The sequence below is a fragment of the Mesorhizobium sp. P2_E7 genome, from assembly GCF_056403855.1.
Window position 1 is genome coordinate 1268013 of sequence record NZ_JBFUER010000001.1, and the last position, 20184, is coordinate 1288196.

Below are 20184 nucleotides of genomic sequence, written 5' to 3' on the forward strand. Positions count from 1 at the left end.
CATGAGCGACCGGCTGCGCCTTACCATTCTCGGCTGCGGCTCGTCGCCCGGCACGCCGCGCATCACCGGCGATTGGGGCAATTGCGATCCGGCCAACCCCAAGAACCGTCGCACCAGGTGCTCAGCACTGGTCGAGCGCATTGCGGCGAATGGCGGCAAAACCACGGTGGTCATCGACACCGGGCCGGATTTTCGCGAGCAGATGCTGATGGCGGCGGTTCGGCGCATCGACGCCGTCGTCTATACGCATCCGCATGCCGACCACATCCACGGCATCGACGATCTGCGCGGTTACGTACTCGAACAGCGCCATCTGATCGATGTCCATGCCGACCAGCCGACGATGCTTAGGCTGCGCCAGGCCTTCGGCTACTGTTTCGAGACGCCGCTGGGCAGTTCCTATCCACCGATCGTCAGGCCGCACATCATCGATCACGCAAGGCCGGTGACGATCGAAGGCGAGGGCGGTGCCCTCACCCTTGAGCCGCTGCCGCAGATCCATGGCGACATCATTTCGCTCGGCTTTCGCATCGGCGAGCTCGCCTATTGTCCTGATATCAGCGACTTCCCCGATGCCACGGCAGAGCGGCTGCGCGGCCTGGAAATGCTGGTCATCGATGCCTTGCAGCACAACACCCATCCCAGCCATTTGTCGCTCGGCCAGGCGCTTGGCTGGATCGAAAAACTGACGCCGAAACAGGCTGTGCTGACGCATATGCATGTGCCACTCGACTATGCCACGGTGATGGCCGAGACGCCTGACACCGTGGTGCCGGCCTATGATGGCATGGTGATCGAAATTCCTTATGAATCAGCGTGATACGAATAGCCGTTCATAAGGGCATTCAGCCCTTCGGCGCGAAGATCAGCAGCGTTCCAATCCGCTCATAGCCCATGTGGGGATAAAGCAGCGCTCCAGCATGCGTGGCCAACAGCAATGAGCACCGCGAGCCACGCGCCCGGTCATCCCGCAGCATTTTGGACATCAGCGCCTGACCGATGCCGCGGCGCCGGTGCGAAGGCTCGACATACATGGCCGAACACCATGTAGCGCCGACGGCGTCTATGCTGCGCACACGCCCGACGATGGCGTCGCCATCGAACGCCACATATTGGCGGAACGGCGCGCCGTCGCCAAGCAGATCGGCCGCGATCGGCCGCCTGCGCACGATCTTTGCCAGCTGCGCCGCCCGTTCGACGGTCTGCACACGCTCGATCGAGACAGCGGCTGGCGGATCCGGGATCTGGCGCAACGGCTGGACGAAAAAAGCTTCCGTCCGCAGCAGCCGGTAGCCGAGAGCCTTGTAGGCGGTTCGCACCGGCTGATCCGGTTCGTCACTGGCGATCACGACGGAAACAGCAAAGCTTGACCGCGCATGCTGCCGCACGATCGTATCGGCTTCCTCGGCGGTGACGTCATGGACGACCCATTCTTCGCTGCGATAGTGGCGAGGATTCTTGCGCTCAGCATCGCGCATCAGCCACAAGGGTCCGACGCGGCCGGCCTGATAAGGAAAGCTGCGGCTCTTGTCGGTGCTGAAGCCATGCACAAACACTTCGATCGCCGCTTCGATCTCTCGCTTTGCTGTCATCATCCAGGCAGCGTAGCGTTGGCTGTTCGCCTAAGGCAACACGCATCGATCGTGCCAAGCCTATGAAAATCAGCAGCAATTCCCGGCAACAGCCTAATGCAATAGTTCCATAATCTATCTTATGCGACTTTTGTGGGTGGCTGTTACATCAGGACATGGTTGGGTAAAACATTTCTGACTATGCCACCGACAACTGTCTGAACTGTCGGTCCCTTCCATCAAGCCAGAACCTGGGGGCTAGCCTAACTGCGCCCGACGGCCTGCGCGACCCACCCTACAGGCGCTGGCGCGGATTAGCTTCGGAATGATCGTCGCATCGGGCTGGCCTCAAGCTCAATGGGATGTTGCGAAGGATCGAAAGCAGTCAACTTCACCACCTTCACGAACCGGGATCTCTCCCCTAATCAAGCACCACCACCGCCTCCACCTCGAACAGCATCGGGTCGATTGCAAGCTTGGGAACGGGTACCAGCGTCTGTGCCGGCAGTGTGTCGCCGAACATTTCCTTGACGCTCTCGGTCAACACCCCAAGCTTGGACATGTCGTGGTCGACCACAAAGACCGTGAGCTTGGCGACCTGATTGGGTTTCGCACCGATACCTTCGAGCGCCGCCCGCAGGTTCGCATAGGCCTGCTTCACCTGGACGGCGAAGTCGGGCGACAAGCCTCCCGTTGCGTCCTGGCCACCCTGCCCGGAAATATACGCCACGCGGGCTCCGGGCGACGTGATTACCGCCGTGCTGTAACCGTTTGGCGACGGGTCGTAGAGGGTCTGCGGATTGACGATGGTCAGCTTGTTCTCAGTCGCCGTCGCTACTGTGGGAATTGGTACGTTCATGATGACTAGCCCTCCGATAAGCAGGCGCTTGATTGCGTGTGACATGATTTTCTCTCGGCCCCGCAGGCTGCGAGCCACCCTCGCAACCCGCATGATTGAACTTTGGCCATATCAGTCATAGGGTGACTCATACGATGTACGAGTCATTATATGGTACAGCGTACTAGTCAAGCGGTCGGCATCGCTATTCCTGACGATGACTGCCAAAGTCGAGGTCGGCAAACGAGGAAAATGATGGCAACCAAGCGCAGCGGCACTCAGGGCAAAGGGGCAAGGAAGCCGCGCCAGCCCGTGCAGGAGGCGCCCGGCGAACCGCCTCTCTCCCGGGACCGTATTGTCGCGACCGCGGTGGAATTGCTGGACGCTCAGGGGCTGGACGGATTGACGATGCGCCGGCTGGCCGATCGCCTCGGCGCCGGCGTGATGAGCCTGTATTGGCACGTCGACAACAAGGAGGATGTCCTGGATCTGGCGCTCGACTCGGTGCTCGATTATCGCGCGCTACCGCAGGAGGACGAGCCTCAGGACTGGCGCACGGACGTCGTTCATATGCTTCAGGACTGGCGTGCCAGCATGCTCCGCCATCCCTGGTCGACATCGTTGTTGCCGCGCCGGGCGCTCGGCCAAAACATCCTCAGTCGCCTGGAACGCATGAGCAAGACCTTGTCCAGGGCCGGCGTGGCGGACGCGGATCTGAACGCAGCGATATGGTCGCTGTGGAATTATGTGATGGGCGCCACCATCACCTGGGCGAGCTTCGATGTCTCTGACGAAGACAGGGCCGCGGCGCAGCAGCGCCTTGAGCATCTTAGCGGCCTCTACCCGACGATCGGACGCTCTCGCCTGCTGCTGGACGATGATTGGGACGGCACCTTCCGCAAAGGCCTCGGCTTCCTGCTCGACGGGCTCGCGCCGAGATAAGCGGTCCATCGCGAAGTTGGCGATTTCATCCCGAAAAACTCGCCAGAGCCCCGCTGAAGGCGGCTATGATTGCGACGCCATGGACGACGCCAAGGGCCAGCCACCTGAAGCGCCCGCCCCGAGCAACAAATGCCCCATAGGCAGGAAATTGCAGCGCAGCCAATCCGATGGAAAGGCCGGTGATGGTTGTGTTGGTCAAAAGGGTTGCCAGCATGGGAACCGGGTAGAGAAGTCGCGCCAACACATAGTCTCCATGCCCTGAGCCGGCCGAATAGAGTGCCAGGAAGAAGGCGATGGGCGTGATGGCGAGGCCGACAAGGAGCCCTGCCCGCGAAGAGAATTCTGGCGGCGTCATCGGGCCATCGCCATTGCGGCCGACGGGTCGCGGTCGTCAGGTGGCAAGGGAACAAAAGCGTAGCCGGCATAGCTGACGCTCATGCTTGCCTGTCCTTTCGAGTGCGACCGGAGTGCGTCCTCCAGCTTGAACATGGTCGCGAGCGGCACTGTCGCATGGACGACAACGGCCTCGCCGCGGGTTTCCTGGCTCTGAATCAGGCCGCGGCGGCTGTGCAGTTCGCCAACGATGATCGTGACATAGTCTTCCGGCGTCACCACCTCGACCTGCATGATCGGCTCTAGCAGTCGCACGCCAAGGCGCGGAGCGGCTTCGCGAAAGCAGGCACGGCTGGCGACCTCGAAAGCCAGGGCCGAAGAATCGGTATCGTGATAAGCGCCGTCGATCAGCGTCGCCCTGATGCCCAGCATCGGAAAGCCGGCGAACGGACCCGAGGACAGAATGCTGCGCAGCCCCTTTTCGACGCCCCCAACATAGTCGTCGGGGACAGCGCCATCGACGACCCTGGACCCGAACAGGAAGTCCCAGCTGTCTGTGTTTGGCCCAAACGCAATCTTGACGCGGGCGAACTGACGGATACCGCCCGACTGCTTCTGGTGCGTGTAGTCCTGCTCGTGCGCGTGGGTGATTGTCTCGCGATAGGCCACTTGCGGCGCGCCGACATTCACCTCGATGTTGAGTTCGCGGCGCAAGTGATCAATGACGGTCTCGAAATGACGCTCATCCCTGCCGGCGACGATCGTCTGGCCCGATTCCGCATCGTGTTTGACGTCGAACCAGGGATCCTCGTCAGCCAGCGTCGACAAGGCGACAGTCAGCCTCTCCTGATCGGCCCTCCGCTTCGGCTCGATCGCGACTTGCAGCAATGGCCATGGCGCGACAGACTTTTCCATCTATTTGCTGTCAGGCGCCATAACTGACCCGAACCGAAGCGTCGAAAACGCACTGCCGCGCAGTTGATCGAGAAAGGCCGCGACGGCAGACACATCGCTGCCGGGTGGAAACAGGATGAGGAGTTCCGGCCCTTCCGGCGCGTCCACTATTTGCCTGCAGGGAAAGCCGCTCTTGCTCGTAAATGCCTGCAATCGATCGAGATCGGCCTGTGCCCCCCAAGCCGCAATGCCGATCAACTGCTTGTCTGGAGAGGTCAAGCTGGGAGGCGAAACCTCACCCGCAACAGCAGGCATTGAGCATGCACCGATAACAGACGCCGCGGCCAGAACGGGCAAAAGAAAACGTCCGACGCTGCGCATGATCATGGCCCCGGCTGCCCGTTGCCCGACAGAATCTGCAGCGTCCCGCGGACAGCGTTGCGGAACGCGTCATCGAAGCTGACGCCGCGCACCTGCCAGCGATACTCCTTGCCCTTGAAGCCAAGCCGCCAGTCGCCAACCCAACCCAGCGCTTCCTGGCGCCAGGCCAAAGTGCCGGCAAGCACGGCATCGGCACCCAGGGTTTGCGTCACGTCGGCAAGCACGACGTCCTGCGCTCTGGGAAGTTCCAGCGGCAAGCCGGTCCGGTATGCGGCGGCGGCCAGCGCACCGCGCATATCCTGTGCAAGCTCGCCGCCGCCATCGCGCACCAACGTGAAGCCGTCGCCTTTCATCGGCTTTATGTCGAGCAATGCGACGATTGCAGGCCGCGGCAGCGGCCACGGTTTATGCCCGAGCGACGCCAGCAAGGCATCGATCTTGTCGGGAGCGAAGTCGGCGGTGATGTATTGCGGCCGGTCGTGCGTGCCCTGCTCGTCATGCGGGGGCCGATTGTTGAGCAGATCGCGATAGCCGATCTCGGTGGCGTAGTCGGCTGCATGCCGGCTCATCTCCGCAACGCGCGGATCGCCGATCAGTCGCGGGTCGCCGGAGACCTTGATCAGCACTTCTTCAAGGCACGGCGCCAGACCCCAGGCCCGGTTCTCTTCGCCAGTGCCGTTGGTCACCGATTGCGCGCGATAGAGGCTGGCCCGATCGATATCGGCGGCTGCGACCGGAAAGGCAATCAGCGTAGCCAGCACAGCTGCCACAACTCTGAATTTCAAGCATCCAGGCATCAGCCGCTCCTCCCGAACGCTCCAGAATATCCGTGGATGCATATTCCGGATCATTTCGAGGAAATTCAAGCACCTGAAGGCGCAGCGTCAGTTCAGGTGGATGTCAGCTTTATCTGATAGCTCAGTACACGCTTTTCACCGGGCGCGATAAGCATCACGCCCGGCTTGTCCGCGAACTCACCATCGAAATCGACGGGGCTCGCCAAGCCACGCCACGGTTCGAGGCACAAGAAAGGCGCGCCGCCGGGTTTCGACCAGACGCCCAATTCGTTGAAGCCCTGCCACGACACCTCAATCGCCGGACCGCGCGCCGCGGCATAGCGCACGCTGCTGCTGGCCGGCCGGTCGAGGATGACGGCGTCTGCGTCGAACAGCCCTTCGGAGAGCGCCAGCGTTTTGCCTTCGATGGGCGTGGGTTGCGGTGCCGCCAGCACCAGGCCGTCCTTCAACCGGCGGATCGGCGCCGGCTCGTCGGCGGCAAAGGTCAGGCGGTAATCGGTCTTGGCAAGGCCCGCCTGCAGTGGCCAGTTGAAGGCAGGGTGCGCCCCGACCGAGGCCGGCAGCGTCTCGTCGCCGGTGTTGGTGATGTCGAAGGAAATATCAAGCTGCTGGGGTTGCAGCGTGTAGGTGACCGCCAGGCGAAACGCGAAGGGATAGCGCGCGCGCGTCTCGGCATCGTCGGTCAGCACCAGCGTGCAGGACCGAGGGCTCGTCTCGGCCCACGTGAACGGCTTGTCGCGGGCAAAGCCGTGCTGGGTCAGCGGATAGACCTGGCCGCGATGGCGCAGCTGGTCGCCCTTCAGCCGGCCGACGATCGGAAACAGCACCGGCGAATGCCGCCGCCATTCCGGCCCTGCCTGCCACAAAAACTCCAGGCCTTCAGCGTTGCGCAAGGAAACCAGTTCGGCCCCCTGCCCGACAATGGTCGCCGAGATGCCGTCGCCGTGAAGCGTCACTTGGTCCATGCGTCCTCGCGGAGAGCTGCGTGCGGGCGGCAGGTTAGCAAAAGCCCGCGTGGACTCAAGGCGGCAAGACACCGCTCACAGAGCCGCGAGAAATGACCCCATGGCAAAACAACAGTGGCCGGAGGTTTCCCCGGCCACTGCGAGATCGAGATTGTTGCCTGCTACGGTTCGACTATTCGCGTTCGCCAGTAAAGTTCAGCAGCAGCTGGAAGATGTTGACGAAGTTCAAATAGAGCGACAGCGCACCGAAGACGGCGAGCTTCTGCTGCGATTCCGCGTCGAAATTCTCGGCATACTGTTCCTTGATCGTCTGCGTGTCCCAGGCGGTCAGGCCGACAAACACGGCAATGCCGATCACCGAGATGGCGAACTGCAGCGCGGTCGAGCCGAGGAAGAGATTGACGACGCTGGCGATCACCACGCCGATCAGGCCCATGATCAGGAACGACGAGAACTGGGTCAGGTCGCGCTTGGTCGTGTAGCCGTAGAGGCTGGTGGCGCCGAACATGGTGGCGGTGATGAAAAAGGTGCGCGCGATGCTGGTGCCGGTGAAGACCAGGAACACCGAAGCCAGCGACAGGCCCATCACCGCACAGAAGGCCCAGAACATCGTCTGGGCGCTCGCCGCCGACATCGCCTGCATCTTGAACGAGAACAGCAGCACGAAGGCCAGCGGCGCCAGCATCACCACCCATTTCAGCGGGCTGGAAAAGATCGGCACGTAGAGAGCCGGCGTCGAGGCCACCACCATGGCGACGATGCCGGTGACGACCAGGCCGATGCCCATATAGTTGTAGACGCGCAGCATGTGGCTGCGCAGGCCCTCGTCATAGACGGCGCCGGCGCGGGCGCCAGCGCCCATGCGGTAGCCAAGGTCAGGGGTGTTCATGCGGGTTCTCCTTGTATGAGGTCTTTAGTAAAGCGTTTTGGCGAGCGTTTCGGCGGCACGGTCGAGGTCATGGACATCGCTGCGCGCGACGACCGCGTAGGCGACCTCGCCGATCTGGAAATAGGCCGAGGAAATGTCGCCCGAGGGTGCTATTGCCGGCTTGACCACGTCGAAGGTTCCGGGACGGATCGCAAACAGCGAGACCAACCCCATATCCTTCGTCTCCAGCGCCACCTCGACGCTCGGCCCGAAGCGCGAGGGATAGATCTGCACGTCGCGGACCGTCCAGTCCTTGGGCAGCGACGGCATGACGATGGCGGTCGCCGCGCGGATTTCGTCGGCATTGTAGTTGGGCGCCTCGAGCTGCGAGGGCATCGCCTCGCGCATGAGCGTCGTCCTGTGGGCCCGGATGGCCTCTTCGACATAGGCCGGCGGTGTCGGCGAGGCCACGACCTTGGTCACCAGCAGCGGCCCGAACAGGCCGTTTGCCAGCCAGCCGGCGGCGACGAAGACGGCGACCGCGGCCGCGCGCTGCAGCACGGCGAAGACGCGGCGGCTGGCCAGCCCCCTGCCCAACCGGCGCGCGACTTCCGTCGTCGCCGGCCGTGCCATCCCGGTGGACGCGGCCAGCGCCAGGCGCAGCTCGTCGCGTGTCCGCAAATCGGACATCACCCGGGCCGCCGCTTCCGGACGAGCCGACAGAAACGCTTCGACCTCGATGCGGCGCGCAACATCCAGCTGGTCGTCGACATAGGCGTCGAGGTCGGTATCGGTCACCGGGTCCCGCAACAGATCGGTCATGACGGGTGTCCCACGATCCTCAGATGGTTCTTGGCCGGCGCAGGGGCAGCGCTTTCCATCTCGCGCAGCGCGGCGCGCGCCCTGCCGATGCGTGACATCAGCGTGCCCAGCGGCACCCCGCTGGCGTCGGCGGCCTCCTGGTAGGAAAGGCCCTCGATGGCGACCAGATGCAGCGCCGAGCGCTGTTCTTCCGGCAGGCTGAAAAAGGCCTCGCGCAGCTGCGCCAGCCGCACGGAATGCTCCTGCGGCGCCGGCGTGCTGGCGTCAGTGAGGTAACCGGCCTGCTCGACGCGCGCCGCTTCCGAGCGGCGCGAGCGCATCTTGTCGATGAAGGCGTTGTGGACGATCGACAGCAGCCATGCCCGCAGATTGCCGCCGGAGCGGAATGTGCCGCGCCGTTCATAGGCGCGCACCAGCGCGTCATGCACCAGGTCCTCGGCATCAGCACTGTCGCGCGTCAGCGACCGTGCATAGCGCCTGAGCGAACCCAGCTGTCCAACTATATCGAAGCGTGGCATCGATCGTTTCATGCCCTGTGTACGGAGCATGTGGGGATTTTAATCCCGCGCCCGCCAAAAACATTTTGCGCCGCCACAATAGGTATCATGCAGTCAGAAGTCTGCTCGCAACGCCTATCTCCCGCGCGGCAGATGTTTGCCTTATGCTGTTGGCTTACCCTTCCTGTCTTTCCAGAGGAACAAAAGATGGTCGGTGGGGGACGTGTGACGGGTGCGGCGGCCCTGCCGATCGTCGGCAGGGTGTTCATCATCCTTGGCATCGTCGCGTTCGTCGTTTCCGGCGTGTTGACGATCATGGAAACGTACGGCCCCCGCACTGCTTCGGCGGCGGGCAAGATCGTCGCCGCAGAATATTATCCGCTCATCGAATTCTCGACCGGTGACGGCACCGTCATACGCTTCACCAATTCCGTCCACAGCTCGTCATGGGGCGATGGCGACAGCGTCGCTGTCGCCTACGATCCAACCAATCCGCAAAATGCCTCCGTCGACAGCTTTGCCGGACGCTGGTTTCTCTCGGGCCTGGCCGGCCTGTTCGGCGGCATCTTCCTGCTGATCGGCATCGTGCTCATCGTTCTCGGACGGGTCCTCACGCGGCGGATCATCACGAATTCGAAGCCATAGCCGTCTCACTATCGGCTGGCGCACTGCTTGGCGCCGTCAGGGTCGCTCGCCGCGCCGCAGCCTGCCCTCGATGACGGCAACCACCGGCAGCAGATCGGCAACCCCGTTGACGACATAGTGCGCACCGGCGGCGCTGAGCCTGGCCGAGGCCTCGGCGCGCTTTCTGCGAAACACTTCCGGCGCCATTGCCTGCGTTTCGGCCAGTGAGTGGCCGAAGACATTGCCGGTGACCGACACGCCGACCGTCCAGGCGCCGGCATTGATGCCTTCGGCAATGCCGACCTCGGTGTCGTCGACCTTGACGCTGAGCCATGGCGGATAGACGCCGAGTTCGGTCAGCGCCTTCCACAGCATGAATGGCGTCGGCCTGCCGTCCGGCGTATCGCCGGTGCAGACCAGGCAATCCGGGGCAAAACCGTGCGCTGCCGCCCCCGGCAGGATTTCGGCCATGATGTCGCGCGTGTAGCCGGTGGTCGAGCCGATCTTGAGGCCGTGCGCGCGCAGCGTGGCGACCACATCGGCGACACCTGGAATGACATCGGAAAAGCGCGCAGCCACCGCCCGGTTCTTCGGCACGAAGACGTTGTAGACGGCGTCGATGTCGGCCTCGGTCGGCGCATGCCCGTGCTGCTTGGCCCAGGCCGCCGAGATCCTCGGCAGCGCCATCAGCGCGGCAATGTGCGGGCGCTTGGCCATGCCCATCGGTCCGCGCGCCTCCTCGATGCTGATGGCGACGCCGAATTCCTGGAACGCTTCGACGAAGACCCCCATCGGCGCCAGCGAGCCATGATCGACGACGGTGCCGGCCCAGTCGAAAACGACGGCGCGAAGCAGGTGCTGGGGGGTCATCAGGCGATCTTTCTGGCGTCTGCCGTGGTTGAACCGAAGAGGTCGCCGATCACCTCTTCGGCGATGGCGAACGACGTCGAGGCGCCGGTGCCGCTGGTAATCATCACCATGCGCACATTCTCCTGCGGCGTGCCGTCGGCGCTCTGCACGACGATCAGGTGCACGCCATTGTCCAGCGCGTGCTGTTGATCGCTCTCGAGCTGCCGCCGCAAGGCTGTGGCCTCGGGCAGGGCCGCGAAGCCGGAATAGCGCGCCAGCCCGAGATCGGACATCACCGGAGACGGAAGCCTGAACCTGGATCGGCAAGCCGCATCATCTGCAATTTGCAGCGCCGGACTCCGTAGAGCGCAATGCGCTCGGGATAGAGCGTCGCCAGATCGTCGCCGGGGCAGACAACTACCTTGTCGGCGTGGATTTTGCCGCGGCTGGTCTCAATAACTGGAGGCTCGATTCCCCGCACCGCCGTTTCACGCCGGAACTCGACGCCGTGCCGTTCGGCAAGGAAGGCAGCAAGCTGCGGGATCGCCTGGCGTGACTCGACGCGCACCTCGTGCGGGCTCCACAGCGCGCCGGCAAAGCTCTGCCCGGCAAGCTGTGGGTATTGGCGGCGCAAATCGTCCGGCTCGAGCAGCGAACAGCCCTCGCCCATCTCGGTCTGCAGGAACGCTTCGACGACGCCGCGTGCTTTGGGGCGACGCGCGACGACAACCGTGCCACGCTGGATGATGTCGATGCCGGCGGGCCCGGCCACTTCCTGCCAGATGTCGCGCGAGCGCATGGCGCGCCGCCACACCTGGCCCCGTTCCTGGCCGCTCACCGTGACAAAGCCGAAATTGCGCACCGAGGCGCCGTTGGCCTGTGCATCACGGTCGATGACGACGACGGAAAGGCCGCGGCGGACTGCAGCCAGCGCATGCGCAAGACCGACAATGCCGGCGCCGACAATGGCGAGATCGAATTTGCCTTGCTGGCTCATCATTGTCCTTTCGCCGCAACGCTTTGTCCGTCCCGGCTAAGCTATTCAAACTACGCCCATGTGACAGGAACGTGTAGGCGCGATTTCGGCGGCAACGATGGGCCTGGCGAGGCTTTCCGTCTGGTGCACATGAAAGCGCTGGCGAAGCCCGGCCGATTTGCGTATCAATCCGCCGCCACCGGAACCGCTCTCCATGTTCGAAACACTGCAGCCTGCTCCCGCCGACAAGATCATCGCCCTGATCGGCCTCTATCGCGCCGATCCGCGGCCCGACAAGATCGACCTCGGCGTCGGGGTCTACAAGGACCGCGACGGCAAGACACCGGTCATGCGCGCCTTGCGCGAGGCCGAGAAGCGGCTGCTGCAGGGCCAGGACACCAAGACCTATCTCGGCCTTCCCGGCGACACCGGCTTCAACACGGCTATGGTCAAGCTGGCCTTCGGCCCCGCCGCCGACATGACGCGCATCCGCGCCGCGCAAGCGCCGGGCGGCTCCGGGGCGCTGCGGCTGGTGGCGGAGCTGCTGAAGCGGACCCGCCCTGACGCAACCGTCTGGCTGTCGGACCCGACCTGGCCGAACCACCCGCCGGTGATGCGTGGAGCCGGGCTCAAGGTGCGCGACTATCCCTATTTCGATGCGGCGTCCGGCGCGGTGCGCTTCGACGACATGCTGGCGGCGCTGGGTACAGCCGAGGCCGGCGACATCGTGCTGCTGCATGGCTGCTGTCACAACCCGACCGGCGCCAATCTCGATGCCGCCCAGTGGGCCAAGGTCACCGACCTTGTGGTCGAGCGGGGGCTGTTGCCCTTTGTCGACATTGCCTATCAGGGCTTTGGCGAAGGCCTGGATGCCGACGCCGCCGGTCTGCGCCTGCTGGCCTCCAAGGTGCCCGAAATGGTCGTTGCCTCGAGCTGTTCGAAGAACTTTGCCGTCTACCGTGATCGTGTCGGTGCGGCGATGATCCTGGCCAAGAACAGCGCCGAGGCCGATGTGGCGATGAGCCAGATGCTGGCGGCGGCGCGCGCCATGTATTCCATGCCGCCGGACCATGGCGCGGCCGCCGTGCGCATGGTGCTGGAAGACGATGGCCTTCGCGCCGACTGGGAGGCGGAACTCGAGGAGATGCGCCTGCGCATGCTGAGACTGCGCGTCCAGTTTGCCGATGCGCTGCGCCGGCAGTCCAATTCCGACCGTTTCGATTTCGTCGCCAGCCACCGCGGCATGTTTTCAAGGCTTGGCCTCACCGAGGCGCAGGTCGAACGGCTGCGGGCCGAATACGGCGTCTACATGGTTGGCGACAGCCGCATCAACGTCGCCGGCCTGCCCGAGGACGGCATGGACGCTCTCGCCAAGGCGGTTGTCTCGGTGCTCGACTGAGAAGCTCGCTGTGGACAATCCTCGCTCGCCGGCTGACAGCGTTGGCCGCGCGACAGGCGGCGGGATAGCATTCGCCGCATGACGCCATCCAAGGACATTTCCCGGCTGATCGAAATCATGGCAGCACTCAGAGCGCCGAAGACCGGTTGTCCCTGGGACATCGAGCAGGATTTCTCGACCATCGCGCCCTATACGATCGAGGAAGCTTACGAAGTGGCCGACGCTATCGCGCGCGGCGACCTCGACGATCTGCGCGATGAACTCGGCGACCTCCTGCTGCAGGTCGTCTACCACGCGCAGATGGCGCAGGAGACCGGCGACTTTGCCTTCGGCGATGTGGTTGAGGCCATCACCACCAAGATGATCCGCCGCCATCCGCATGTCTTCGGTGACGAAGAGGCGCGCAGTGCGGGCATGGCCAAGGGCATGTGGGAAAAGATCAAGGCTGAGGAGAAGGCTGAAAAGCGAAGCGCGCGGCTGGCCCGCGGTCTCGACCCCGAAGACAATGGCAAGGGGTTCCTGGACAGCGTGCCGGTCGCCCTGCCCGCATTGACGCGGGCGCTGAAGCTGCAGGAAAAGGCGGCCCGGGTCGGCTTCGACTGGAGCGAGGCAGCCCCCATCCTCGACAAGATCGAGGAGGAGATCGGCGAGTTGCGCGAGGCGCTGGCCAAGGGCGAAACAGCCGAGATCAAGGACGAATTCGGCGACATGCTATTTGCCGTCGTCAATCTGGGGCGTCACCTCAAACTCGATTCGGAAGCAGCACTCAGCGGCACCAACGAAAAATTCCGCTCGCGCTTCCACTATGTCGAGCGCGCAATCGATGCGTCGGGCAGCACGCTGGAAAAGGCCACGCTGGACGAAATGGAAGCGCTCTGGCAGCAGGCCAAAGGCAAGAAATAAGCAGGCTTATGCCTTGTTTTTACGGTGCAATCGGCTTTCGATCTCTTGCCGGGCGGTCTGCGTCGCCTTGAGCGCTATGGTCGTGCTGCCATCTTCGTTATCGGCGCGCGAAACGATGTCGCCATTGCGGTAGAGCCAGTCGACGAGGCCGAACTGCGCCGGCTCGATCGTCACCGTCAGCTCTTCCAGCTCGCCCGACATCCTGGTCTCGATCAGCGCCTTCAGGGCATCGATGCCTTCGCCGGTGATGGCTGAGATGGCGATCGGCGGCGCCTTGTTGGCATCGGTGCCGTCGGCAAGCAGCCGCTCCCGGTTGCCGTCGTAGAGCAGGTCGACCTTGTTCCACACCTCGATGACCCGCTTGGCATCGCCGGCGTCGACGCCGAGATCGGCCAGAATGCGTTCGACGTCCTCGGCCTGCGCGGCGGTGTCGGGATCGGAGATATCGCGCAGATGGATGACCAGATCCGCCTCTACCACCTCTTCCAGCGTGGCGCGGAAGGCGGCGACCAGATGCGTCGGCAGGTCCGAAATGAAGCCGACCGTGTCCGACAGGATGATCGGCGTGCCGTGCGGCAGGCGTACGCGGCGCAGCGTCGGATCGAGCGTAGCAAACAGCATGTCTTCGGCCAGCACGTCTGCCCCGGTCAGCCGGTTGAACAGCGTTGATTTGCCGGCATTGGTGTAGCCGACGATCGCCACCACCGGGAATGGCACCTTCTTGCGCTTGGCGCGGTGCAGGTCGCGGGTGCGGCGCACCGTTTCCAGCTCGTGTTTGAGCTTGATGATCTTTTCCTGCAACTGCCGCCGGTCCGACTCGATCTGGGTTTCGCCGGGACCACCGAGGAAGCCGGCGCCGCCGCGCTGGCGTTCAAGGTGGGTCCAGCTGCGCACCAGGCGGCCTTTCTGGTAGTTGAGATGGGCCAGTTCGACCTGCAGCGTGCCTTCCTTGGTCCGTGCGCGTTCGCCAAAGATTTCCAGGATCAGCCCGGTGCGGTCCAGCACCTTGGCGTTGAATTCCTTCTCGAGATTGCGCTGCTGCACCGGCGTCAGCGGATGGTCAACGATGACCACCTCGGCGTGACCCTCTTTGACGATCTCGGCAAACTCCGCGACCTTGCCGCTGCCGAGAAGGGTTGCCGGGCGTGGATCGTTGACGGTCACGACCGCCGTGTGGATCAGATCAAGGTTGATGGCGCGGGCAAGGCCGACCGCTTCGTCATGCCGCGCGTCGGCCGAACGCGTCAGCCGCGGACGATTTGTTTCGTCATCGTTGCGCTGATGCCGGGTAAGCACCGGCACAATGACAACTGCCCGGGTCGGACCTTTGGCTTCCGTCCCGGGGTGATGTGCTGGTTTCCCGCGGACGCTGCGGTCCGCGTCTTTCTCACGTGCCAATCAGGCGCCCTGGCTTTCCTCGCCATCGAACATCTGAACCGGCTGGCTCGGCATGATCGTGGAAATGGCATGCTTGTAGACGAGCTGGGAGTGGCCGTCACGGCGCAGCAGGACACAGAAATTGTCGAAGGAAGTGACCACGCCGGTCAGCTTGACGCCGTTGATGAGAAAGATGGTGAGTGGGTTTTTGCTCTTGCGAACAGAGTTCAGGAACAGGTCCTGAAGGTTTTGCGATCGTTCCGCCATTGTTCTTGTCTTTCGCCGATCCCCTTCGGTTTACAGGCCAATGCGCCAAATTAACGGGCACATGTCAAGCTTGCAAACACCCCCTTGCCGTCAGTAACGACAACCAGAACGAGATATATTGATGTGCAGTCCGTCTGTGCGGTTATCAGGCTGGACTTTTTTCCGCAACGTCAAAAAAGGCTTGCCGCAATGAAAGTGTTATTGAGCCGGGATGGCCATTGGCGACCGCGGCGCCGTCGATTGCCACCACCGGCATGGCGATTGTCGTTGCCGAGCTGATGAAAGCTTCGCGCGCCGCCTTGGCCTCGGCGACCGAAAAACCCCGCTCCTCGATCTTCAGACCGAGCTTGGCCGCCACCTCGAACATGGTGGTGCGGGTGATGCCGCGCAGGATGCCGTGCTCGGCCGGCCGGGTCACCAGAACGCCGTCCCGGGTCACGATCCAGGCATTCGACGAGCCGCCTTCCTTGACGTTGCCGTCGGTGTCGACGAACCATGCTTCCTGCGCGCCGGCTTCCTTGGCTTTCTGCTTGGCCAGCACATTGGGCAGCAGGCCGGTGCTTTTGATGTCGACCCGGTCCCAGCGGTTTTCCGGTACGGTGATCACCTTGATGCCGGTCTCGGCCCGCTTTGCGGCCGCCGCCGGGTCGGCTCTTCTGGCGGTAATGACCAGCGACGACAGTGTGTCGGCCGGGAAAACGAACTCGCGGCTGGCGACGCCGCGCGTCACCTGGACATAGACCAGGCCGTTGACGACCTGATTGCGCCGCACGACCTCGCGCAGCAGAAGCGGCAGCACGCCCTTGGTAACCGGCCAGTCGATCGACAGTTCGCTGAGCGAGCGGTTCAGCCGTGCAAGATGGCGCGGCATGTCGACGATAAAGCCTTGAGCCACCTCGCAGACCTCGTAGACGCCGTCGGCGAATTGGTAGCCGCGATCCTCGATATGCACGGCAGCGTCGGCATGGGCGACATAGCGCCCGTTCACATAGGCAATGCGCGGCATTCAGTGATCCCTCAGAAAAGTCTTTGTTTTTCTATGCGATTCCGCCGCCGCCGTAACCGGCAATTATATGGGCCACGATGTGTTGAGATTCAGGTCAGGCCTAGCCGAGAATGGTGGCTTCCGAGAACCGGAGCGGAGCGTACTTAAAGGTACGTGAGCACCGGAAGCGCAGGAAGCCGCCTTTCGCAGGCAGGCCTCACCTGAACATCAGCGCATCGTCAGACCCCAAGCGACTTCAGCTTGCGATGCAGCGCGGAGCGCTCCATGCCGATGAACTCCGCCGTCTTCGAGATGTTGCCGCCGAACCGGTTGATCTGGGCGATCAGATAGTCCTTCTCGAACTGTTCGCGGGCTTCGCGCAGCGGCAGCGCCATAATGTGCTGGTCGGACTGGTTCGGCGTACGCGGCATGACATCGCCGATTTCGGACGGCAACAGGTCGGCGGTGATCGGTGAATCGACATCGTCGCCGCGCGCCAGGATCATCAGCCGTTCGACATTGTTGCGCAGCTGGCGGACATTGCCCGGCCAGTTGTGCGCCTGCAGCACGGCAAGCGCGTCGTCGCCGATGCGGCGCGGCTTGATGCCGGCCTGACGCGCAATCTGCTTCATGAAATTGTCGACGAGATAGGGGATGTCCTCGCGCCGCTCGGCCAGGCCCGGCACCATGACGGGAACCACCGCCAGGCGGTGATAGAGGTCTTCGCGGAAGCGACCGTCGGCGATCATCGCTTCGAGGTTCTGCGAGGTCGAGGAGATGATGCGGACGTCGACCTTGACCCGCTTGGTGCCGCCGACCCGCTCGAACTGCTGCTCGACCAGCACGCGCAAAATCTTGTTTTGCGTCTCGCGCGGCATGTCGGCGACTTCGTCGATGTACAGGATGCCGCGATGCGCCTCTTCCAACGCGCCGACCTTGCGCTCGGTGCCGTTGGATTCGGTGCCGAAGAGCTCGATCTCCATACGTTCGGGCGTGATGTTGGCCGCACTCAGCGTCACGAACGGCGCGCCCTTGCGCGCCGACAGCGTGTGGATGGCGCGCGCGGCGAGCTCTTTGCCCGAACCGGACGGACCGATGATCATGACGCGGCTGTTGGTCGGCGCGACGCGTTCGATGGTCTGGCGCAGCTGGCTCATCGCCGACGACATGCCGATCAGGTCGAAGGTTTCGCCGCTGCGCTGCTTGAGGTCGGAGACCTCGCGCCGCAATTTCGACGTCTCCAGCGCCCGCTCGGCAATCAGGATCAGCCGGTCGGCCTTGAACGGCTTCTCGATAAAATCATAGGCACCGCGGCGGATGGCGGACACCGCCGTCTCGATATTGCCGTGGCCGGAGATCATCACCACCGGCAGGCTCGGATGCATCGTCTTGATCTCGTCGAGCAGCGCCAGACCGTCCAGGCGCGAGCCCTGCAGCCAGATGTCGAGGAAAATCAGCCGCGGCGCACGGTCGGCGATTGCAGCCAGTGCGCTGTCGGCATCGAATGCCGTGCGGGTTTCATGCCCTTCGTCGCTCAATATGCCCGCGACGAGTTCACGGATGTCTTCCTCGTCATCGACGATGAGAATATCAGACGCCATTACCGACCTTTTCAGTTTCTCTTTCGAGTTCAGTTTCGCCTTGACCGCGTGGCGGCGCGGTTGCGGCAGCGGGTGGCAGGATGATCGAGATCATCGCGCCGCGTCCACCGTGGAAGTCCGCAGGCGCATCGTGCAGTTCAAGCCGCCCGCCATGGTCCTCCACGATCTTCTTGACGATGGCGAGACCAAGCCCGGTGCCCTTCTCGCGCGTCGTCATATAGGGCTCGAGCAGCCTTTGGCGATTCTCGCGCGGCAGCCCTTTGCCATTGTCGATGACGTCGATTCGTATGGCGCCATCCTGGCGCCTGGCTTGAATCCGGATTGTGCCGTCCGAACGGTCCTTCGCTTCAAGTCCGTCAATGGCCTCGGCGGCGTTCTTGATGACATTGCCGAAGGCTTGCGCCATCAGCCGGCTGTCGAAGGTGCCCTTCAGCGGCTCGTTCCCGAAGACGCGTTCGAAAGCGATGTCGGCACGGCTCACCTCGACCAGGAACGAGGCCTCGCGCAATGATTCGCGCAGATCGATGGCCTTCATCTCCGGCTTGGGCATACGGGCGAAAGCGGAGAATTCGTCGACCATGCGGCCGATATCCTCGACCTGGCGGATAATGGTGTCGGTACACTGGTCGAACACCTCGCGGTCCTCGGTGATCACCTTGCCGTAGCGGCGCTTGATACGCTCGGCCGACAGCTGGATCGGCGTCAGCGGGTTCTTGATTTCATGCGCGATGCGCCGCGCCACATCCGCCCAGGCCGAGGAGCGCTGCGCCTGGACCAGATCGGTGATGTCGTCGATCGTCACCACATAGGATTTTTCGTCCTCGCCGTCGTCGCCGGCCTCGATGGTGATCTGCACGTTGAAGGTGCGCTCGGCGCCGGTGCGGTAGAAGGTGACCTGCTCGCGATAGACCGGCTTGCCGGATTTGCGGCCGATCTCGAAGACGCGGCCGACATGGGGCAGCACGGCCGACAGGTTCTGCCCGAGCGCTGCCGTCGCCGATATGGCCAGCATCGTTTCGGCCGACTTGTTGACGATGGTGACGATGCCGTAGGGGTCGACGCCGATGACGCCGGCGGTGACGCCGGCCAGCACCGCCTCCGAGAAACGCCGCCGTTCGTCGATCAGATCCTTGGCCGACAGGATCTCGTTGCGCTGCGATTTCAGCTCGAGCAGCATCTTGTTGAACGTATCGCCGAGCGAGGCGACATCACCGTCGGAAGGCCGCACCGGCACGGCGACATCGAGATTGCCGGTGGCAACCTCGTCAGCCGCGCCGATAAGCTGGCGAATGGGCCGCACCAGACGGTCGGCCACCGCTATACCGGTCCAGATGGCCGACAGGATGATGATCAGCGTCAGCGACAGATAGGGTAGAGCGAACGCCACCTGCGACGTCCGCCTGTTGTCTTCCAGGCCGCGATATTCCGCGGTGTTGGACTGGACGATCTGCCGCGCCTTGATCACCTCGGGATCGACGAGGCGGATGGTGTAGAGGTAGAGGCCTTCGATCTCCCGCAATTTGACGATGGCGCCCATGATGTTGCGCGTCTTCGGCTCGATCAGCACCGGTTTGCCGCCGGCCGCCTCCGCCACGGCCCCTTCCGGCGGCTCCGGCATGGCAAAATTCGTATCGGTCTTGGCGCTCATGACGAAGGAGCCATCCGGCTTGATCAGCGCCGCATGCGCCAGGGTCCTGCCCACGGCTTCCTTGTTCATCAGGTCAAGAAAACCGGTTCGATCGAGGCCGTAAAGCGTGCGTGACGCGTCGAGATCGTAGGCCATCGACAGTGTCGTGCCCTGAAGATTGCGAGCATTTTCTTGCACATAGGCATCGGCGATCGACAGCGACGAGTTGACGATCGTCTTGGTGCGGATTTCGAACCAGCGGTCGAGGCCGATATCGAGCGTGATCGAGGCGATGATGGCCACCATGATGGCGGGGATGGCGGCGACCAGCGCAAACATCGCCACGATGCGCACATGCAGCCGCGATGCCGCCTTGCCGTGCCGTCGCGCCATGACGATGCGATGCACCTCGCGGCCGACCAGGGCGATCAGCGCCAGCACGAACCCGGCGTTGACCGCAATCAACGTCAGCGTCGTGTTTGCGTCCGGCGTGATCGGCGTCGCGCCGACGAGGATCGCAAATGAGATTGCCGCCGTAACCAGCGCACCGGCAATTGCGACGACGCCGGGCAACGCAAGCAGCCGGCGTCCGTCCCTTCCGCCGGGTGTGCTGAAAAGCGGTTCGTTTGATGTAAGAGCCTGCGAAGCCATGTCGCCGTCTAAGAGCC

20 protein-coding genes and 2 pseudogenes are annotated in these 20184 nt (G+C 63.4%); 5 read left to right on the forward strand and 17 right to left on the reverse strand.

Annotation, left to right across the window (positions count from 1 at the left end; all coding sequences use genetic code 11):
• The first annotated feature begins 1 nt into the window (after position 1).
• The gene (locus tag AC1DYC_RS06400; RefSeq protein ID WP_477404851.1) at positions 2 to 820 is read left to right on the forward strand and encodes an MBL fold metallo-hydrolase; all 819 of its coding nucleotides are present in this window, start codon (positions 2 to 4) and stop codon (positions 818 to 820) included.
• Between the two features lie 25 nt (positions 821 to 845).
• Here AC1DYC_RS06400 and AC1DYC_RS06405 read toward each other — a convergent pair whose 3' ends face one another.
• Both AC1DYC_RS06405 and AC1DYC_RS06410 read right to left on the reverse strand, forming a co-directional pair.
• Complete coding sequence (locus AC1DYC_RS06405; RefSeq protein ID WP_477404853.1) at positions 846 to 1595, reverse strand: GNAT family N-acetyltransferase; 750 nt, start codon at positions 1593 to 1595, stop codon at positions 846 to 848.
• Between the two features lie 397 nt (positions 1596 to 1992).
• A complete protein-coding gene (locus AC1DYC_RS06410; protein WP_477404855.1) occupies positions 1993 to 2475 on the reverse strand; it encodes a RidA family protein in 483 nt (160 codons plus the stop codon).
• Positions 2476 to 2664: 189 nt separating this feature from the next.
• Here AC1DYC_RS06410 and AC1DYC_RS06415 point away from each other — a divergent pair, with 189 nt between their 5' ends.
• Positions 2665 to 3351, forward strand: coding sequence for a TetR/AcrR family transcriptional regulator (locus AC1DYC_RS06415; RefSeq protein ID WP_477408193.1), 687 nt, complete (start codon positions 2665 to 2667; stop codon positions 3349 to 3351).
• A 25-nt stretch (positions 3352 to 3376) separates the two neighbouring features.
• Here AC1DYC_RS06415 and AC1DYC_RS06420 read toward each other — a convergent pair whose 3' ends face one another.
• The 8 genes and pseudogenes from AC1DYC_RS06420 to AC1DYC_RS06455 form a co-directional block, all read right to left on the reverse strand.
• Positions 3377 to 3706, reverse strand: coding sequence for a hypothetical protein (locus AC1DYC_RS06420; RefSeq protein WP_477404857.1), 330 nt, complete (start codon positions 3704 to 3706; stop codon positions 3377 to 3379).
• Positions 3703 to 4599 (reverse strand): annotated as a pseudogene (locus tag AC1DYC_RS06425) (translation factor GTPase family protein); the annotation flags it as partial. The gene AC1DYC_RS06420 and the pseudogene AC1DYC_RS06425, both read right to left, overlap by 4 nt.
• Entirely contained in the window at positions 4600 to 4965 is a 366-nt protein-coding gene (locus AC1DYC_RS06430) for a hypothetical protein (RefSeq protein ID WP_477404859.1), read from the reverse strand.
• Positions 4962 to 5756, reverse strand: a complete 795-nt coding sequence (locus AC1DYC_RS06435; protein ID WP_477404861.1) for a DUF2066 domain-containing protein — start codon at positions 5754 to 5756, stop codon at positions 4962 to 4964. The genes AC1DYC_RS06430 and AC1DYC_RS06435 overlap by 4 nt, the downstream gene beginning before the upstream one ends.
• Positions 5757 to 5848: 92 nt before the next feature.
• The gene (locus tag AC1DYC_RS06440) at positions 5849 to 6721 is read right to left on the reverse strand and encodes an aldose 1-epimerase family protein (RefSeq protein WP_477404862.1); all 873 of its coding nucleotides are present in this window, start codon (positions 6719 to 6721) and stop codon (positions 5849 to 5851) included.
• Between the two features lie 172 nt (positions 6722 to 6893).
• Positions 6894 to 7610: a Bax inhibitor-1/YccA family protein gene (locus AC1DYC_RS06445; RefSeq protein WP_477404864.1), complete on the reverse strand. Its 717-nt coding sequence runs from the start codon at positions 7608 to 7610 to the stop codon at positions 6894 to 6896.
• 24 nt (positions 7611 to 7634) lie between these two features.
• On the reverse strand, positions 7635 to 8411 hold the full coding sequence (locus tag AC1DYC_RS06450) for an anti-sigma factor family protein (RefSeq protein WP_477404866.1): 777 nt from the start codon (positions 8409 to 8411) through the stop codon (positions 7635 to 7637).
• Positions 8408 to 8941 carry a sigma-70 family RNA polymerase sigma factor gene (locus tag AC1DYC_RS06455; protein ID WP_477408195.1) on the reverse strand — a complete coding sequence of 178 codons (534 nt, stop codon included), beginning with the start codon at positions 8939 to 8941 and terminating at the stop codon, positions 8408 to 8410. The genes AC1DYC_RS06450 and AC1DYC_RS06455 overlap by 4 nt, the downstream gene beginning before the upstream one ends.
• A 174-nt stretch (positions 8942 to 9115) precedes the next feature.
• Between AC1DYC_RS06455 and AC1DYC_RS06460 the strand changes: the two genes are divergently transcribed.
• Entirely contained in the window at positions 9116 to 9553 is a 438-nt protein-coding gene (locus AC1DYC_RS06460) for a DUF3592 domain-containing protein (RefSeq protein WP_477404868.1), read from the forward strand.
• Positions 9554 to 9589: 36 nt separating this feature from the next.
• Here the strand turns inward: AC1DYC_RS06460 and phnX are convergent, their stop codons facing one another.
• The gene (gene phnX, locus AC1DYC_RS06465) at positions 9590 to 10402 is read right to left on the reverse strand and encodes a phosphonoacetaldehyde hydrolase (protein WP_477404870.1); all 813 of its coding nucleotides are present in this window, start codon (positions 10400 to 10402) and stop codon (positions 9590 to 9592) included.
• Positions 10402 to 11381: pseudogene (locus tag AC1DYC_RS06470) on the reverse strand (TIGR03364 family FAD-dependent oxidoreductase). The gene phnX and the pseudogene AC1DYC_RS06470 overlap by 1 nt, the downstream one beginning before the upstream one ends.
• A gap of 190 nt (positions 11382 to 11571) precedes the next feature.
• Here AC1DYC_RS06470 and AC1DYC_RS06475 point away from each other — a divergent pair.
• Both AC1DYC_RS06475 and mazG read left to right on the forward strand, forming a co-directional pair.
• Positions 11572 to 12756, forward strand: a complete 1185-nt coding sequence (locus AC1DYC_RS06475) for an amino acid aminotransferase (RefSeq protein WP_477404872.1) — start codon at positions 11572 to 11574, stop codon at positions 12754 to 12756.
• Positions 12757 to 12834: 78 nt separating this feature from the next.
• A complete protein-coding gene (gene mazG, locus AC1DYC_RS06480) occupies positions 12835 to 13659 on the forward strand; it encodes a nucleoside triphosphate pyrophosphohydrolase (protein ID WP_477404874.1) in 825 nt (274 codons plus the stop codon).
• Between the two features lie 6 nt (positions 13660 to 13665).
• Here mazG and hflX read toward each other — a convergent pair whose 3' ends face one another.
• The 5 genes from hflX to AC1DYC_RS06505 all read right to left on the reverse strand — a co-directional run bounded on the left by hflX (position 13666) and on the right by AC1DYC_RS06505 (position 20167).
• Positions 13666 to 15057, reverse strand: coding sequence for a GTPase HflX (gene hflX / locus AC1DYC_RS06485; protein ID WP_477404875.1), 1392 nt, complete (start codon positions 15055 to 15057; stop codon positions 13666 to 13668).
• The gene (hfq, locus tag AC1DYC_RS06490; RefSeq protein ID WP_006202172.1) at positions 15058 to 15303 is read right to left on the reverse strand and encodes an RNA chaperone Hfq; all 246 of its coding nucleotides are present in this window, start codon (positions 15301 to 15303) and stop codon (positions 15058 to 15060) included. It lies immediately after the preceding gene.
• 145 nt (positions 15304 to 15448) lie between these two features.
• Positions 15449 to 16309 (reverse strand): D-amino-acid transaminase, encoded by an 861-nt coding sequence (locus AC1DYC_RS06495; RefSeq protein WP_477404877.1) that lies wholly within the window; start codon positions 16307 to 16309, stop codon positions 15449 to 15451.
• Positions 16310 to 16527: 218 nt separating this feature from the next.
• Positions 16528 to 17889 carry a nitrogen assimilation response regulator NtrX gene (gene ntrX, locus AC1DYC_RS06500; RefSeq protein ID WP_112561767.1) on the reverse strand — a complete coding sequence of 454 codons (1362 nt, stop codon included), beginning with the start codon at positions 17887 to 17889 and terminating at the stop codon, positions 16528 to 16530.
• Entirely contained in the window at positions 17879 to 20167 is a 2289-nt protein-coding gene (locus AC1DYC_RS06505; protein ID WP_477404879.1) for a sensor histidine kinase NtrY-like, read from the reverse strand. Before AC1DYC_RS06505 ends, ntrX begins: the two co-directional genes overlap by 11 nt.
• Positions 20168 to 20184: the final 17 nt, after the last annotated feature.

Bases quoted from the DNA above. Each gene is read 5' to 3' on its own strand.
- AC1DYC_RS06400 (WP_477404851.1), top strand. From the start codon at position 2: ATGAGCGACCGGCTGCGCCTTACCATTCTCGGCTGCGGCTCGTCGCCC.
- AC1DYC_RS06405 (WP_477404853.1), bottom strand. From the start codon at position 1,595: ATGATGACAGCAAAGCGAGAGATCGAAGCGGCGATCGAAGTGTTTGTG.
- AC1DYC_RS06410 (WP_477404855.1), bottom strand. From the start codon at position 2,475: ATGTCACACGCAATCAAGCGCCTGCTTATCGGAGGGCTAGTCATCATG.
- AC1DYC_RS06415 (WP_477408193.1), top strand. From the start codon at position 2,665: ATGGCAACCAAGCGCAGCGGCACTCAGGGCAAAGGGGCAAGGAAGCCG.
- AC1DYC_RS06420 (WP_477404857.1), bottom strand. From the start codon at position 3,706: ATGACGCCGCCAGAATTCTCTTCGCGGGCAGGGCTCCTTGTCGGCCTC.
- AC1DYC_RS06430 (WP_477404859.1), bottom strand. From the start codon at position 4,965: ATGATCATGCGCAGCGTCGGACGTTTTCTTTTGCCCGTTCTGGCCGCG.
- AC1DYC_RS06435 (WP_477404861.1), bottom strand. From the start codon at position 5,756: ATGCCTGGATGCTTGAAATTCAGAGTTGTGGCAGCTGTGCTGGCTACG.
- AC1DYC_RS06440 (WP_477404862.1), bottom strand. From the start codon at position 6,721: ATGGACCAAGTGACGCTTCACGGCGACGGCATCTCGGCGACCATTGTC.
- AC1DYC_RS06445 (WP_477404864.1), bottom strand. From the start codon at position 7,610: ATGAACACCCCTGACCTTGGCTACCGCATGGGCGCTGGCGCCCGCGCC.
- AC1DYC_RS06450 (WP_477404866.1), bottom strand. From the start codon at position 8,411: ATGACCGATCTGTTGCGGGACCCGGTGACCGATACCGACCTCGACGCC.
- AC1DYC_RS06455 (WP_477408195.1), bottom strand. From the start codon at position 8,941: ATGAAACGATCGATGCCACGCTTCGATATAGTTGGACAGCTGGGTTCG.
- AC1DYC_RS06460 (WP_477404868.1), top strand. From the start codon at position 9,116: ATGGTCGGTGGGGGACGTGTGACGGGTGCGGCGGCCCTGCCGATCGTC.
- phnX (WP_477404870.1), bottom strand. From the start codon at position 10,402: ATGACCCCCCAGCACCTGCTTCGCGCCGTCGTTTTCGACTGGGCCGGC.
- AC1DYC_RS06475 (WP_477404872.1), top strand. From the start codon at position 11,572: ATGTTCGAAACACTGCAGCCTGCTCCCGCCGACAAGATCATCGCCCTG.
- mazG (WP_477404874.1), top strand. From the start codon at position 12,835: ATGACGCCATCCAAGGACATTTCCCGGCTGATCGAAATCATGGCAGCA.
- hfq (WP_006202172.1), bottom strand. From the start codon at position 15,303: ATGGCGGAACGATCGCAAAACCTTCAGGACCTGTTCCTGAACTCTGTT.
- AC1DYC_RS06495 (WP_477404877.1), bottom strand. From the start codon at position 16,309: ATGCCGCGCATTGCCTATGTGAACGGGCGCTATGTCGCCCATGCCGAC.
- ntrX (WP_112561767.1), bottom strand. From the start codon at position 17,889: ATGGCGTCTGATATTCTCATCGTCGATGACGAGGAAGACATCCGTGAA.
- AC1DYC_RS06505 (WP_477404879.1), bottom strand. From the start codon at position 20,167: ATGGCTTCGCAGGCTCTTACATCAAACGAACCGCTTTTCAGCACACCC.